Genomic DNA, 14,413 nt, shown 5'->3' on the forward strand with positions numbered 1-14,413 from the left:
AGCGGCCGACCAGGACGGGAAGGAGGCCGCCGTGGCCGGAGAGCAGACCCACCGGGACGTCATTCTCCGACGGCTCCGCCGGATCGAGGGCCAGGTGAGGGGCTTGCAGCGCATGGTCGAGGAAGAGACCTACTGCATCGATGTCCTGACCCAGGTCGCCGCCACCAACGCCGCGCTCCAGTCCTGCGCACTGGCCCTGCTGGACGAGCACCTCAACTGCTGCGTCACGGAGGCCATCGTGGAGGGCGGCGAGCAGGCCAGAACCAAGGTCAACGAGGCGTCCAAGGCCATCGCCCGGCTCGTACGGGCGTGATCTCCAGGATTCCGGGCCCGGGCGGTACAACCGCCCGGGCCCGGAGCTGTTCAGACTCCTTTGCCCGCGGGGCAGCCGGCGCTCAACCTGAGGCTGAGGCGCAGACACAGGCCGAGTACCTGGCGCAACAGCACCAGATCGGCTCCGCCCAGGTCGCTTCCGCAGACCTTTGCGCACGGGCTCTTCGGGGCTCCGAGGGTGATTTCCCTGCTGAGTGAGAACATGAATGCAACATACCCCCTACCCGTATACACGACGCCTGTGTGCCCCCTCCTGCGGAGACGGTGGGTGCCATACGATGTGAAGCGCCTCGGTGACGGGGAAGAAGAGGGGGAAGGGTGCGACGGCTGGGTGACCTGGAAGCCGAAATCATGGACAGGCTCTGGCGCTGGGGCCGGCCTGCCACGGTCCGGGAGATAGTCAACGACATCAATCACACGCGTCCCGTCGCCTACACGACGGTGATGACGGTCGCGGACATTCTCCACCGCAAGGGCCTGCTGCGCCGCGAGAAGGCCGGGCGGGCCTGGCTTTATGAACCGGAGCGCAGCCGTGAGGAATACACCGCCGCCCTCATGCAGGACGCGCTCGGCAACACCGAGGATCGCCAGGCCGCGCTGCAGCGATTCGTGGAGCACATGTCGCCGGAGGACGTGTCCGCGCTGGCTGCCGCACTGAGCACGATGGGCCGCGTTCCCGGCAGCGCTGGTGAGCCCGGAGCACCCTCGTGACCGAACTCCTTGGTAACTCCGGCGGATTGCTCGTCCCCGGCCATCACGTACTGCCGCCGCTGACCGTCGCCCTGATGGTCGGGGTGCTGCTGCCGAGGGCGCTTGCCCGCGGCCACTGGGTCCACCGTGCACCCCGGCTGGCTCTCATGGTGTGGACCCTGCTCGGGCTGACCCTCATCGTCTCCGTGTCCCTGGCGGCCCTGCAACTCCTGCTTCCGGCAGCAGGCAGCCACCACCTGTCCCGCTTCACCGAGGGCTGCATCGTTTCCGGCGGCGCACAGTGCGGGCCTCTCCTCGCGAACGGCCTGGCGGGCGTGGACGCCCGCGTGTGGGCGGCCCTTTCGGCGGCGGCCGCCGTGCCCGCGGTTTTCGCTGTCGCCCTCGTACGTGAACTCCTGAGCGCGAGGCGCCGACGGGTACGGCACGCCGACCTACTGCGCCTCGTCGGCAGCAGGCGCCCCGAGTTGGGGGCCACGGTGCTGGAGCATGACACCCCGGCCGTGTACTGCCTGCCGGGTCGTGCACCTCAAGTCGTGGTCAGTTCGGGAGCGCTTCAGGTCCTGACCGGACAGCAAGTGACAGCGGTGCTGGAACACGAGCGGGCGCACATCGCCGGCCGCCACCATCTGCTGGTCGCCGCAGCCGGGGCCTTCGCTGCCGTTTTCCGTGGACTGCCATCGGCCCGGCTCGCTCGCACCGAAGTACCGCTGTTGCTCGAGATGGCAGCCGACGACCGGGCGCTACGCCGGTGTTCGCGGGACGCACTCGCCACCGCCTTGTACGCCGTGGCATCCGGTCAGACACCCGACATGGCCTTCGCGGCGGGCGGACCATCAGCGGTGTTGCGCATGCGCCGGATCCTCACACCGCACGCCGCATGCTCTCCGACACTGCGGACGATGTTTGTGGCACTTACCGCAGCGGCAGCCCTGACTCCGCTTATCCTGGCTTGCTGTTCCGTTCCGGGTATCACGATTAACTAATCGAATACGTAGATACGCTTCCCCCGGCTCGCCCACTTGATTCACCGCTATCGTTGGGCGCTGGGCGCGAGGGACAACCCCGGGGAAGGTGCAGACCTGATGCACGCGGTCGAACTGCGATCCGCCGCCCCCGCCGAGGCGGCGGCCGTATCCCAGCTGCTCGCCGCTGTGATACGCGAGAGCTATGCCGGAACTCTCGAAAAGCACGCCGTCGAACGCCTGGTGAGCGCGAATTGTTCACTCCCCCGCATCAGCGCGGAAATAGGGATTCCTGGTGGCGCGCCGAGCTGGTTGGGTTGGCTGGTGGCCACCGAGGCCGACGGGCAGATCGTCGGCGCAGCCGCAGGAGGCGTACCCGCGCCGGGTGAGGGGGAGTTGTACGCGCTGTGCACCGCACCGCACCGCCGACGTGACGGGATCGGCAGTGCGCTGTTGTCCGTTCTCACCGAGCGCATGCGAAGACATGACGCCCGGAGTCAGTCGGTCAGCCTGCCGTCGGAGGCCGACCCCTCGCTCTCTTTCTACACGGCCCATGGCTTCAAAGGCGCGGGACGGCGATTGAGCCGGGCAATGTGAGAGTCGCGTATTCGACCTGTACATCGCTCACGAGTCCGACCCCCTTGGCGTAGACGCGCGTTGGCGTGAACGCGCATCCGTCGACGCTGGCCCAGCGCAAAGGGTTCCGGACACGATGGTGCCGCGGCGCGGTCCCGGCGGCACGGGGCCCGCCCGGACGGCAGGACCGGTCGAGCCACCTGGAGGAGCGATGTACACACAGACCGGCACACCGGTAGCGCCTGCGCTCGGCCCGGTCCCGCCGTCCCGAATCACCACCGCCTCCCCCGCCCTGTGCGCCGGGCTCCCCGGTCTTGAGTCCCTCGCACCCCACACCGAGGACGAGCTGTGGCTGCACGACGCACTGCTGGGGCCTTTCAGCGGCGACATCGTGGAGTATCTGACGTTGGCCCGGGCCGCCGGCGGTCCCGTGCTCGACCTGGGCTCGGGCGCAGGACGGCTCACCGTCCCCTTCGCCCGCCATGGCTTCACCGTCGAGGCGGTGGACCGGGACGGCCCGAGCTTGGCGAGACTGCGCGCCTGGGCCGATCGCATCGGCCCGCGGGTACGCGGCCGGATCACCACCACCCACGCCGATCTCGCCCACCTGCGCCTGCGCCGGCGCTACCAACTCACCCTGCTGGCCGGTGCGATGATCGCGGCGATCCCCCCGTACGCCCGCCCCGGGGTACTTCGAGAGATCGCCGCCCACCTGGGCGGGGACGGCGCACTCGCCTTGGACTACACGGCCCATGACGCGGCGGGTCTCGCCGAACACCCCCACCGCACCTGGGCGTTCCAGGTGCCGCGGTTCGACGGGGTCACCGAGTGGGTCGTGGCCCGTCAGGTCTTCGACCTCGCCACCATGAGCGAGCAGATCACCTACTTCATCGAGCGCTCGGAGAAGACCCGGGTCCGCCGGTCGGTCACCACCACCGACAAGTGGATCGTGAATCAGGGAGACCTACTGCGGGAACTGCGGACTGCCGGCCTGCGCGTCGCAGACCAGCGGCAGCAGTGGCTCGACGAGCGGACTCACAGCGTCCTCCTGGTATGCCGCCCCACCGAGTGACGCCCGCCACATTACTAAGATGACTCGGAGATGCTGAGCGCCTTGTGTGACAAGGTGTGATCGGGGCATTTCGGAGAATCACGAGGGGGCGCTTCGCCATGGTCTACGGCAGCGGCAGAACAGGGGCTCAATCCACCGACCTGGCTCTCGCCTTCTACCGGAGACTGCGGGCACGAGGGGCGTCCAGCTTCCGAGAAGTCGCGTCCGAGATGGACTTATCGGACGACGAACGTGATCGATGTCGCAACGAGCTGCTCGGCCTGGGCCTGGCCGTCCCGACGGGGCGACTCCACGACAACCGCCTGGAGCTGGACGCGGGCAAGGCGCCGGAGGCGGAAAGCGACTCGGTCACCGTCATAGCACCCGAGATCGCTCTGATCAGACTGCTGGAGCGGGAGCGCACCCGGCTGCGCAACCACCTCGATCAGGCGGACCAGGCCCATCACACTCTGCAGACCCTGGCCGGCAACTTCCTGCGCACCGAGACACTGGCTCAGGCAGCCGGCGTAGAGATCGAGATCATCAGCGACTACCGCCGCATCCAGCAGGTGCTCGAGGACATCACGGACACCGTGCAGCACCGCCTCGCCTCGATGCATCCCATCGCGCGCGGCAGGGAGATCCCCGAGCGAGCGCTCGACCGCGACCGGCGTCAGATCGAGAACGGCGTTCAGGTTCGTTCGATCTTCAATCAGCGCCTCACATCGGTTCCCGAAGACGCCGACCACCTGAGGATGAAAGCCAAGTTGGGGGTGGAGGTCCGCCTCTCCCCTGTCGTACCCATGAACATGATCATCGCCGATGAGCAGTTCGCCCTCCTCCCGGTCGATCCCGAGGACGGCTCTGCGGGGGCCATCCTGGCCCGCGGCCCTGCCCTTGTACGGTCCTACCTGACTCTGTTCGAGCACTGCTGGCACACCGCGACCCCGTACGGCGAGCAGGTCCAGCCCGCACGAGGGGGCGACGGACTCACAGAACAGCAGCGCGCGGCCCTGCGCATGCTCGCCTCGGGCATGAAGGACGAGAAGGTCGCCCGCAGCCTCGGCGTATCCCTGCGTACCGTCAGCAGGATGATCTCCGAGCTGATGCAGGACCTGGGCGCGTCCAGCCGTTTTGAAGCAGGAGTGCGCGCCACCCGGCTGGGCTGGCTCGACTGACTGCCCTTCAAGCGGCCGGCCCGGTGCAGGCTGTCGGCTCTCTGCAGTCCGGTGGGAACAAGAGGTACGATTCATTCAAACTTTTGGTCTCACCAGGCGGCGGAGAGATGACACGCGAGGCAGTGGCGAACGAGCGCGAAGTGGCGATCCAGCAGCTCCGCGACGTCGGTCTGCGCGTGACCAGCCCCCGCCTGGAGGTGCTCCAGGTGCTGACGGCCGGCGGCCATCTCGAGGTGGAGGAATTGACCGCCGCGGCCCGAGAGCGTCTCGGAACGCTGACCTCTCAGGCCGTTTACGAGATGCTTCGGCATTTCCTGGACACCGGCCTGGTGACGAAATTCGAGCGCCCCGGATGGCCGGCCGTCTTCGAACTCTCCGGCCCACCACACCAGCATGCCCTGTGCGTCACATGTGGACGCGTGGAGAATGTCGTTCACGAGGCGCCACCCCCTCCTAGCAAAGGCCTGAAAGACTGGCAGGTGAATGACGCCGATGTCGTCTTCAAGGGCCTGTGCCCCGACTGCCGAGCCGCCTGAGAGGCCGTCGGACAGCACGGGTGGCCGAAGGAAAGGGCCCCGGTGAGCCGCTGCACGCGGCTCCTCCGGGGCCCTTTGCTGTGAACTCCGCTACAGGGCAGAGGAACTGCTCGGCCAGTTGTTGTCCTGCGGGGTCGTCGGGACAGCCGGCCAGTTGTTGTCCGTGCTGCCGGCCACCACCTGCCGCGAGAGCGAAGTGTCGACCGGCATGGCGGTCGCGGCAGCGCCTCCCGCGACGGCCGCGCAGAGAGTCACAGCGAGGGCGAACTGGCGAGCAATACGGGATCCGGTGGCGCGCACAGCTGCAGACACTTTTTCCTCCAGGATATGAATGGAAACTCCGCCTTCGCGGCCCGTGCCGCCGGGTTTCCGTCGAAGACATTTCCATCATCGCCCGCCCATGAGCGGGAATCTACGATTCCACAAGTCGTGGAGATGTCATGGCGCAGATAGGACATCTCCTGCGGGGAGGTAGTAGCGAATTGAAGCATCCACACGGATTCGCTTCGGCCAATCGGAAGGAATCCGGCCAGAATCCGGTCGCAGAACCTTATTTGGAACGAACCATACTTTTGGTCGCACCAAAGAGAATGTTAGACTGACACTGCGGTCCTTCTATTCCTCCAGGAGGGAGTGACCGCCGGGGCAGGGGCGTGCCGCCGCCTCTGCCCCATCCTTCCGCCTCGGCTCTCCAGCGCACGCTCGTACACCTGAAGTGTCCGTTGAGCCGCGGCGCACCAGCTCATTGCCTGAGCGTGCCGTTCGGCCGCCACCCCCATGGCCTCTGCCGCCGCCGCATGCCGTGCGAACCACATCAGCCTGCGCGCGTAGTCGCCCGGCTCGTGTCCGCCCACCAGCAGTCCCGATTCTCCGTCCCGCACCGCCGTCGGCAGTCCGCCAACGGCCGCGGCCAGCACCGGCGTGCCACAGGCCTGCGCTTCCAGGGCAACCAGGCCGAAGGATTCGCTGCGCGAGGGCATCACCAGGACATCGGCCGCCCGGTACCAGTCCGCCAACTCCCCTTGCGGCACTGCCCGTTCAAAACGAAACACGTCCAGCAGGCCGAGCCGCCCGCACAGCTCATGCAGTTCGCCGGGCACCCGCGTGCCCGAGCCGCTGAGTCCGCCGACCACGGGCACGAACAGCCTTCGGCGCAGATCCGGTGCCTCCTGGAGCAGTTCCGCTACTGCTCGGACCAGGACGTCAGGGCCTTTGAGCGGTTGTATACGGCCGGCGAAGAGGGGTACGAACGCCTCCTGCGGCAGGCCCAGCCGGGCGCGCGCCGCTCTCCTGCCGTCGGCGGGGTGGAACGTCCGGGTGTCGACTCCGGGCATCACGACATCGGTGCGGTGCGGCGCTGCTCCGTAGAGGTTCCGCAGCGCGATCGCTTCCTCGGGTGTGTTGGCGATGAGCCGGTCAGCGGTGGCGACGAGCCTGTTCTCTCCATGGACGCGCAGTTCCGGCTCGGGCTTGTCGCCGGGCGCGAGGGAGGCGTTCTTGACGCGCGCCATCGTATGCATCGTGTGAACCAGCGGGACCTGCCACCGGTCGGCGGCAAGGCTGCCCGCCTGGCCCGACAGCCAGTAATGCGAGTGCACCAGGTCGTACGGGGTGCGGGCACCTGCCTTCAGCAGGGCGAGGGCGAACTCCAGCACCAGCCCGGGCATGGCTTCCTTGGGAAGGGCACAGCACGGACCCGCGTGCAGATGGCGTACCTGGATGCCCGGACCGATCTCGACGCGGGGTGGGTGCCCCTCACCTCGGCAGCGGGTGAACAGGTCGACCCGGATGCCCTGTTCGGCCAGGGACCGGGAGAGTTCGACCATGTAGACGTTCATACCGCCCGCATCGCCCGTGCCGGGCTGGTGGAGCGGCGAGGTGTGGACGCTGAGCATGGCGACGCGCAGAGACACGAGGGGAGCTCCTTCAGCTGGGATGCCCGGTAAGCCGTTGTGCCCACCCACTCCGTCGGGCGGAGCTGGTGGGCACAAGGGCTTACCGGGTTCAGAAGCCGAAGACGGGTCCGGACGGCGGAGCCAGCCGCGTACCCGGAGCCGGTGGGACAAGCGCTTCCGGCACCACCGGCCCTCCGGGTGACAGCCGGAGGGCCTGCGCCAGCCGCCTCGCACCTTCGGGCATGACGGGCCAAGCCCAGGATGTCAGTGCCGCAGCCACCGCCAACTGGGCCATGAGCGGAGCCAGATGACGTCCGGTTCCACTCGGACGGCGCCGTTCGAACACGTTGACGTAGCCGAAGTCCGTGGCACAGCACACCACTTCGTCCAGGATCGCGACCGCGCGGCGAGGATCGAAGGCCTCGGGTCCGTACGCTTCGCGTACGTCCTCCGCTGCCCGGTGCAGCCGACGCCGCAGCGCCTCCCATCCGTCGCCCCCCGGCTCCGCGTCGGGCACCCGCCCCGCGCATTCCTCGCGTACCGCGGCGAACAACCGGTTGAGCCAGTTGTTCCAGGTGTCGTCCAGGAGCTGCCGGGTGCGGTCGAGCTCGTCGCGGCGGAAGTCGGTGCGGCGGCCCAGCGGCCTGGCCTGAAGGACGTGCCGGCGCAGTGTGTCCGAGCCGAATTCGGTGAGCAGGTCGAGGGCCCACACCATGGGCTTGCCGTCGGGCCCCCTCGCGTCCTCGACGTCGATGCGGTACGTCTCGTTGACGTAGATCTCCTGCGGCAGTTTGACGCCGCGGGCCACGAGGATCGCGGGCAGAAGGACGACGTGGCAGAAGGAGTGCCCGAATCCGCAGAAGTGGATGGTGCGTTCGGGCAGGGGCTTCTTGTCGTAGCCGTAGCCGAACAGGTGCATCGCGGCGGCTTCGAAACAGGCGTCGATGCGGTGCCCGGTGAAGCCGTCGACGGGGATCGGAACACCCCAGTCCCCCGGATGCCCGACGGCCACGTCCGGCAGGCCGTCCTCGATGAGGCTCTCGCACAGCACGGCCAGGCGCGGCGGCAGCCCGGCGGAGCTCCAGTAGTCGGCGAGCAGTTCGCGCAGCGGCTCCAGGGGAAGGTAGAGGCGACGGCAGCGGCGCGGCCGCCCCGGCGAGCCGCACAGGGAGCACACCGGGTCGATGAGGTCGCCGTCCTTCGGCCTGGCACACGTGTGGCACAGGCCGCCGTCCCCGCGCGTGCCGCAGTGCGGGCAGACACCGGTGACATGGGCGCCGTACAGCCAGCGGTCACAGGGTTCGCAGTACGGCAGCAACCGGGTGCGGGGTGCGATGACGTCCTGCGCGTACAGGTCCCGGAACAGGTCCTGGAGCCAGCTCTGGTAGCCACGGTCACGGCGTGGCTGGACGATGTGGTCGAACTCGACGCCGGAGCGCAGCCAGTCGGCGGTGATCGCGGTACGGAAGCCCTCCGCGACCTCCTCCGGCTTGCGTCCACCGCGCAGCGCCCGTAACTCGACCGAGTCGGCGTGATCGGCGGTGCCGGTGGTGAACAGCACGGACTGCCCGTCGGCACGCAGATGCCGGCTGAGCACGTCCGCGGCGACGTAGGGGCCGGCGAGGTGCCCGATGTGCAGCTCGCCGTCGCTGTCGGGCGGGGTTGCGGTGATCCAGAGTGGGGTGCTCATGGACGAGGCTCCTTGGCGGTCAGGTGAGCGCTGCTGTACGGCGGGCACTCACCGGGGCTCGAAATGGAACGAGCGGATGAAGCAGTCACGTGGCTGCTCGACGGCGTAGACGATGCATTCGAAGAGGGCCTGGGTCGTGAGCTTCTCGTCTGGATACTGAGCATCCCTGCCGATGCCCTCCCATTCTGCGGAGCGCGGATCAGAGGTGGAGAAGTCGGGCGGATAGAGGGAGAAGACGCGTACACCGGAAGGATGCAGTCGGCGCGCGAGAATGTCGGCGAATCCGGCCTGGGCACCCTTGGCGGCGTAAAAAGCTTCGTGCGCTGGGGAATCGGCCGCTCCACCGAGGCTGCAGACAGCGACCATGTTGACGATGTCGGGGCGCTTGGAGGCCCGCAGCAGCGGCAGGAAGTGCTTGACCATGAGCACCGTGCCGCCTGCCGTGGACTCGATGGTCTCGACGATGGAGTCGTCCGAGGCGCCCTCCAGTTCGAAGCCGTCCAGCCAGCGGGCGCCGTTGTTGACGAGCAAATCCACTCGGTCCGTGTGCTCACCGACCTGCCGGGCGAAATCCCTGATCTCGGCGGGCCGGCTCAGATCGCAGCCGAACGCATGAATACGGTTTTTCGCCTCACCCAGCACTTCTGTACGGGTGTGTTCCGCGGCCTCGACCGTGCGGGCCGAGACGAAGACCTCGGCACCCAGGTGCGCGAACCCAATGGCGATCGCACGCCCGAAATACCGGGACGCCCCGGTCACCACGACGCGCAGATTCTCGAATTTCATCCTGGAGATCGCTCCCCCCGGTCGGGACACAGCAGAGAAGAATTCCCCTTGACCTGGCGGGAATGCCTGGCGGGAATTGCTGACCGATCACCAGGGTGGCAGAGGGACGCCCCGTATCCAGCCCCTGAGCAGGTGCGCGTTCACGCCGTGACGCGGATACGCCAGGGAAGGGGCACGGCGCGTTCGAGCACCCGGGCACGCTTGTGGTGGATGGCGACATGCTGAAGCCGCTTTGCCGTCGCCTCGGTGGAGACGTGGACCGGGCCGGAGGGGGTGTCGAGACGCAAGGAGCGAGCCGCTCGGGAGCACTCCTGGTACGCCGGGTCGCTGTCGTGGGCCAGACGCGAGGGCAGCGTCCCCGGAACGGTTGTCCCCGCCGCCAGACACACGCTCCCTGTCAGCGCCAGGGCCGGGTGCCAGCCGGAGACCGTCACCGCACGTACCGACAACCGCCCAGGGCGGTACGAGCCCACCGCCGCGACCTTGGGGAGTGCGCCCTGTGGCGGCATTCCCAGGAGCCGGGCAGCCGCCGCCCGCACAGCCATCAGCCGCCCGAGCACGGCGGGCCCCGCGGTGAAGAGCGCGTGATCCGAGTCCAGCCCGAGGTCGCGGGCGTCGACGAAGACGTAGGGGTTGCCGTACCTGACGATCGACACGCTGAGCCCGCGGAACCGGTCGGCGGGGCGGCCGGTGGGCAGCAGGTCCGCGGCCGCGGCTACTCGCTCCAGCCGTACCGTGTACGTCCCGTGCGGCTCCGGCACGCACACCACCGTGTCCCCGGTGGTCACCGCCCGCACCCGCACCGCCCCGAGCCGTCCGGTGCCGACGACGGCCGCGAGCAGCGAGTGGCCGCACCCGGTCCGGAAGTCGAAGCCGTCCGGCAGGCACTGCACGAAGCGGTAGTCCAGGTCGTACGACGGATCGGCGGATGTCCCGATCAGGGCCAGCTTGCGGATGTGGCCGCGCCCCGTACGCTCCAGCCACCGCCGTACGACGGTGAGTTCCGCGCACGATGCCAGGGCGCCGGCCGGGAGCCGGTCCTTGTGCAGCACGAGTGTCGGCCCGGGCGCGCCGTCGGCCCGGACGACGTCGCCGGTCACGCCGCGCAGCCGACCGAGACCCGCAGTCCCTGGACGACTTCGGTCCACAGCTCGTGCACGGCCAGCGCCCACAGGGTGAGGGCGTCCTGGTGCGACGGGCGTTCCGCGTGCCGGGCCAGCAACGCCTGCACTCGCTCCGGCCGCAGCTGCCCGCTCCGCAGCAGCCTGGACGGCGTGAGCAGTTCACGCACTGGCTCGAACAGGGGGCCTCCGGGCACGAGCATGGCGGCGAGGGGCAGGGTGAAGGGCTGCTTGGGCCTGTTCAGCACGGCCTGCGGCAACAGCCCACGCCCTGCCTCGTACAGCGCGCGTTTGCCGTGCCGCTGTTCGGCGGGCAGTCCACGGGCCACCGCCGTGACGGCCGGTTGACAGAACGGCATCCTGGCTTCCACCGCCCAGGCCATGCTGAGGTGGTCGACGCGGCGCAGATGGTAGGCCGGCAGCCGCCAGCGCGTCTCGAAGCCGGTGAGGGTGCTGACGCGGTCGGCGCGAGTGGCACGCAGCTCGGTCGTGATGCGGTCTGCGACCGAGCCGTGCCCGGCGATGAAGGCCCGGTAGTCGGGGGTGTACAGCCACTCGCGCATCAGGCGCGGAGCGGCGCCGAGTGCGTCGACGTACGCTGCGGTCCAGTCGGTGCCCTCGGGCGCGGTCACGGCGGCGCGCACGCGGTCGTATCCGCCGAAGAGTTCGTCGGCGCCGTCTCCGGTGAGGGCCACGGTGAAGCCCGCTCCGCGCACGGCCCGGAAGAGCGCGTAGGTGCTCAGTGTGATGGGGTCGGCGTTGGGCTGGCCCAGGTGCCGGATGGTCCGCGTGAGCAGGGAGGCGAATTCGGCGGGGTCGACGTCCACCTGGTGGTGGACGGTGCGGGCACGCCTGGCGACGGCCTTGGCGTGGGTGTGTTCGGCGTCCGGCCAGCGGCCGCGGTAGCCGAGATGGAAAGTGTGCAGCGGCGCGACGTGCTCCGCGGCGAGCGCGGTCACGAGCCCGGAGTCGAGGCCGCCGCTCGTGATGGCGCAGATCGGGGCGTCGGCGTCGGCCAGCCGGTGCACCTCATGACGCAGCGTGTCCAGCACTCCGGTGCCCGGTGCCGGTCTGGCCTCTCGTGGCTGACGGCGCAGGACGCGCAGGCCTTCGGTGCCGCGGGCCACGGCGGTGGCGCCGGGTGGCAGGGCACGGATACCGCGCAGGGCGGTTTCGGTGCCGAAGGGGGTCTTGGTGGCCAGTACGGTGTCGAGGGTCTCCTCGCGCGGATCGGCCGGCACCCCGTCGAAGGCGAGCAGCGCCGGGATCTCGGAGGCGAACCGCACCGCGCCATCGGGCCCCTGGTGGTAGTGCAGGGGCTTCATGCCCATCTCGTCGACCGCGAGGAAGAGTTGGGGCAGCTGCGCCCGCAGGTCGAGGACGGCGATCGCGAACATGCCGTCCAGGTGGTCCGCGAAGGCCGGGCCGTATTCGGCGTACAGCGCGGGCAGGAGGCTGCCGTCGCAGGCGTCGGGGAAGCGGTGGCCGCGCCCGGTGAGGTGCCGGCGAAGCTCATGGTGGTTGTAGATCTCGCCGTTGAGCACGGCGGTGATACCTGGTGCGGTCGGCAGCCGGAAGGGCTGGGAGCCGCCCGTCGGGTCGGTGACGGCGAGCCGGTCGCAACCGAGCGACCAGCCGCGTCCGGCGCGTACACCGCGCTCGTCGGGGCCGCCGTGGCGCTGCCGGGCCGACACCGTGGCCAGCTCGGGGCCTGTGGCCGCCACGGCGAAGGAGCCGAAGATCCTGCACATGCCGGTCGCCTCCGGGGTCTTGTATCCACCAATGTTTTGAATCTACCAATTCTTTGGCTGGCACGTAAGTGCCATGTCGCAGACACGCCACGGGCAACGCCTTGTCGCCCCGCCACCCGGTGAACAGGCTTGCCTCATGGACGAGTTCAAGGCCGACTCCCCCGACCGCAGCGCACCCGAGACCCTGCTCGTGGTGGCCGCGCACCCGGACGACATCGAGTTCTGCGTGAGCGGCACAGTGATGCAGTGGATCGCGCGCGGAACCCGCGCGACGTACTGCATCGTCACGGACGGCGACGCGGGAGGGTATGACGAGCGGCTCCCGCGCCAGGCGATGGCGGATCTGCGCCGCGCGGAACAGGTCCACTCGGCCAAGCTCAGCGGAGTGCACGATGTCCGCTTCCTCGGCTACCCCGACAGCTTCGTCGAGCCGGGCGTCGAACTGCGCCGCGACCTGTGCCGCGTGATCCGCCAGGTGCGGCCCACGCGCACGATCATCCCCAGCCCGGAGATCAACTGGGCGCGGGTCGCGGACCTGCACCCCGACCACCGTGCCGTCGGTGACGCCGCTCTGCGAGCGGTCTACCCCGAAGCGCGCAACCCGTTCGCGCACCCCGCACTTCTCAAGGACGAGGGCCTGGAACCCTGGATCGTCCCCGAACTGTGGCTCATGACCGGGCCGAGGCCCAATCAGTACGTCGACGTCACGGCCGTCTTCGACCGGAAGGTCGACGCCCTGCGGATCCACACCTCACAGACCGCCCACTTCGACGACCTGGCCAGCCTGTTGCGCGACTGGCTCACCGAACACGCCAGGGCGGGCGGCCTGCCGCCAGGCCGCCTCGCCGAGGCCTTCCAGATCGTGAAAACGGAATGAGCTGACCGGCTTCACCGGTAGATGCACAACTCGGACTCCGTCGCCCCGTACAGGTCGTAGCGCGTCCCGACGAGCGGGCGGCCCGTGTAGATGCGGATCAGTGTCGCCACGTCGCCCCAGAACTGCGCGACCGGGCGACCCTCGGTCTCGTCACCGAGGACCAGCGGCGGCGTGCTGCAGCTCAGGAAGGCGTGCAGGCGCGGGGTCTTCCGTCTGCGACTGGTCACTTCGAGGAGCGGCAGCGCGTGCTCGGTGCTCTCGCCGCCGTACGCTCCCGGCTCGCCGAACGCCTCACGTACGTCGCCGGCGTGCACCCACTCCCCCAGCGCGACCGCGTCCAGCAGACCGTCCTTGTGACCGGCGATGACGTCCCCCGCCTCGGTGAAGCCCCGCTCCAGCTCGTCGAGGACGCGGTTCAGCGGCCAGTCCTCGCGCTCCGCGACATCGGCGGCGTTCGACTCCGGCAGGAACACGCCTTCTTCGAGGCGGCCCTCGACGATACGGACCAGTGCGGCACCGCAGTGCGCGAGGAGCTGTCGCACGGTCCAGCCGGGGCAGGCCGTGCGCAGTTCGAACCGCTCCTTGTCAGAGGCGCGGAGCAGGGGCATGAGGGCGTCGCGCTCGGTGCGGAGCAGCCGACCGGGCAGCTCCGGGTCCCGCTCGGACTCCTCGTATGCGGAGTACTCGGACATCATGTCTTCTCCGCCTGCTCAGTAGCGGTAGTGGTCCGGCTTGAACGGGCCCTCGACCTGCACGCCGATGTACTCGGCCTGCTCGGGACGGAGCCTGGTCAGCTTCACGCCGAGCGCGTCGAGGTGCAGGCGGGCGACCTTCTCGTCGAGGTGCTTGGACAGCACATAGACGCCGGTCGGGTACTCGTCGGGCTTGGTGAACAGCTCGATCTGGGCCAGGGTCTGGTCCGCGAAGGAGTTGGACATCACGAACG

General features: G+C 69.1%; 16 protein-coding genes. 8 read left to right on the forward strand and 8 right to left on the reverse strand.

Annotation, left to right across the window (positions count from 1 at the left end; genetic code table 11):
- Positions 1-31: 31 nt before the first annotated feature.
- The 7 genes from AC07DF_RS34200 (at position 32) to AC07DF_RS34230 (ending at position 5,347) form a co-directional block, all read left to right on the forward strand.
- Positions 32-313 carry a metal-sensitive transcriptional regulator gene (locus tag AC07DF_RS34200; RefSeq protein WP_020275595.1) on the forward strand — a complete coding sequence of 94 codons (282 nt, stop codon included), beginning with the start codon at positions 32-34 and terminating at the stop codon, positions 311-313.
- A 338-nt stretch (positions 314-651) separates the two neighbouring features.
- Positions 652-1,044 carry a BlaI/MecI/CopY family transcriptional regulator gene (locus tag AC07DF_RS34205; RefSeq protein WP_478980151.1) on the forward strand — a complete coding sequence of 131 codons (393 nt, stop codon included), beginning with the start codon at positions 652-654 and terminating at the stop codon, positions 1,042-1,044.
- 74 nt (positions 1,045-1,118) lie between these two features.
- Positions 1,119-2,027 carry a M56 family metallopeptidase gene (locus AC07DF_RS34210; RefSeq protein ID WP_478980153.1) on the forward strand — a complete coding sequence of 303 codons (909 nt, stop codon included), beginning with the start codon at positions 1,119-1,121 and terminating at the stop codon, positions 2,025-2,027.
- Between the two features lie 99 nt (positions 2,028-2,126).
- Positions 2,127-2,603, forward strand: coding sequence for a GNAT family N-acetyltransferase (locus AC07DF_RS34215; RefSeq protein WP_478980155.1), 477 nt, complete (start codon positions 2,127-2,129; stop codon positions 2,601-2,603).
- Between the two features lie 190 nt (positions 2,604-2,793).
- Positions 2,794-3,654, forward strand: a complete 861-nt coding sequence (locus AC07DF_RS34220) for a class I SAM-dependent methyltransferase (RefSeq protein ID WP_478980157.1) — start codon at positions 2,794-2,796, stop codon at positions 3,652-3,654.
- A gap of 209 nt (positions 3,655-3,863) precedes the next feature.
- The gene (locus AC07DF_RS34225; protein ID WP_478980159.1) at positions 3,864-4,811 is read left to right on the forward strand and encodes a helix-turn-helix transcriptional regulator; all 948 of its coding nucleotides are present in this window, start codon (positions 3,864-3,866) and stop codon (positions 4,809-4,811) included.
- 107 nt (positions 4,812-4,918) lie between these two features.
- Entirely contained in the window at positions 4,919-5,347 is a 429-nt protein-coding gene (locus AC07DF_RS34230) for a Fur family transcriptional regulator (RefSeq protein WP_478980161.1), read from the forward strand.
- A gap of 90 nt (positions 5,348-5,437) precedes the next feature.
- Here AC07DF_RS34230 and AC07DF_RS34235 read toward each other — a convergent pair whose 3' ends face one another.
- The 6 genes from AC07DF_RS34235 to asnB form a co-directional block, all read right to left on the reverse strand.
- Entirely contained in the window at positions 5,438-5,659 is a 222-nt protein-coding gene (locus AC07DF_RS34235) for a hypothetical protein (RefSeq protein ID WP_478980163.1), read from the reverse strand.
- A gap of 281 nt (positions 5,660-5,940) precedes the next feature.
- On the reverse strand, positions 5,941-7,242 hold the full coding sequence (gene mshA / locus AC07DF_RS34240) for a D-inositol-3-phosphate glycosyltransferase (protein WP_478980220.1): 1,302 nt from the start codon (positions 7,240-7,242) through the stop codon (positions 5,941-5,943).
- 109 nt (positions 7,243-7,351) lie between these two features.
- The gene (locus AC07DF_RS34245; RefSeq protein WP_478980165.1) at positions 7,352-8,932 is read right to left on the reverse strand and encodes a class I tRNA ligase family protein; all 1,581 of its coding nucleotides are present in this window, start codon (positions 8,930-8,932) and stop codon (positions 7,352-7,354) included.
- A 48-nt stretch (positions 8,933-8,980) separates the two neighbouring features.
- Positions 8,981-9,718, reverse strand: a complete 738-nt coding sequence (locus AC07DF_RS34250; protein ID WP_478980167.1) for an SDR family oxidoreductase — start codon at positions 9,716-9,718, stop codon at positions 8,981-8,983.
- A 140-nt stretch (positions 9,719-9,858) separates the two neighbouring features.
- Positions 9,859-10,818: a PrpF domain-containing protein gene (locus AC07DF_RS34255; RefSeq protein WP_478980169.1), complete on the reverse strand. Its 960-nt coding sequence runs from the start codon at positions 10,816-10,818 to the stop codon at positions 9,859-9,861.
- Positions 10,815-12,590, reverse strand: a complete 1,776-nt coding sequence (gene asnB / locus AC07DF_RS34260; protein ID WP_478980171.1) for an asparagine synthase (glutamine-hydrolyzing) — start codon at positions 12,588-12,590, stop codon at positions 10,815-10,817. The genes AC07DF_RS34255 and asnB overlap by 4 nt, the downstream gene beginning before the upstream one ends.
- 136 nt (positions 12,591-12,726) lie before the next feature.
- Between asnB and AC07DF_RS34265 the strand changes: the two genes are divergently transcribed.
- Positions 12,727-13,467, forward strand: a complete 741-nt coding sequence (locus AC07DF_RS34265) for a PIG-L deacetylase family protein (RefSeq protein WP_478980173.1) — start codon at positions 12,727-12,729, stop codon at positions 13,465-13,467.
- A gap of 11 nt (positions 13,468-13,478) precedes the next feature.
- On the opposite strand, the gene AC07DF_RS34270 is transcribed toward AC07DF_RS34265, so the two are convergent.
- Together AC07DF_RS34270 and AC07DF_RS34275 are read right to left on the reverse strand one after the other, a co-directional pair.
- Positions 13,479-14,159: a maleylpyruvate isomerase family mycothiol-dependent enzyme gene (locus AC07DF_RS34270; protein ID WP_478980222.1), complete on the reverse strand. Its 681-nt coding sequence runs from the start codon at positions 14,157-14,159 to the stop codon at positions 13,479-13,481.
- Between the two features lie 18 nt (positions 14,160-14,177).
- A partial coding sequence (locus AC07DF_RS34275) for an adenosylhomocysteinase (RefSeq protein ID WP_478980175.1) occupies positions 14,178-14,413 on the reverse strand: 236 nt, incomplete at its 5' end.

It is taken from the genome of Streptomyces sp. NPDC044719 (assembly GCF_056433405.1).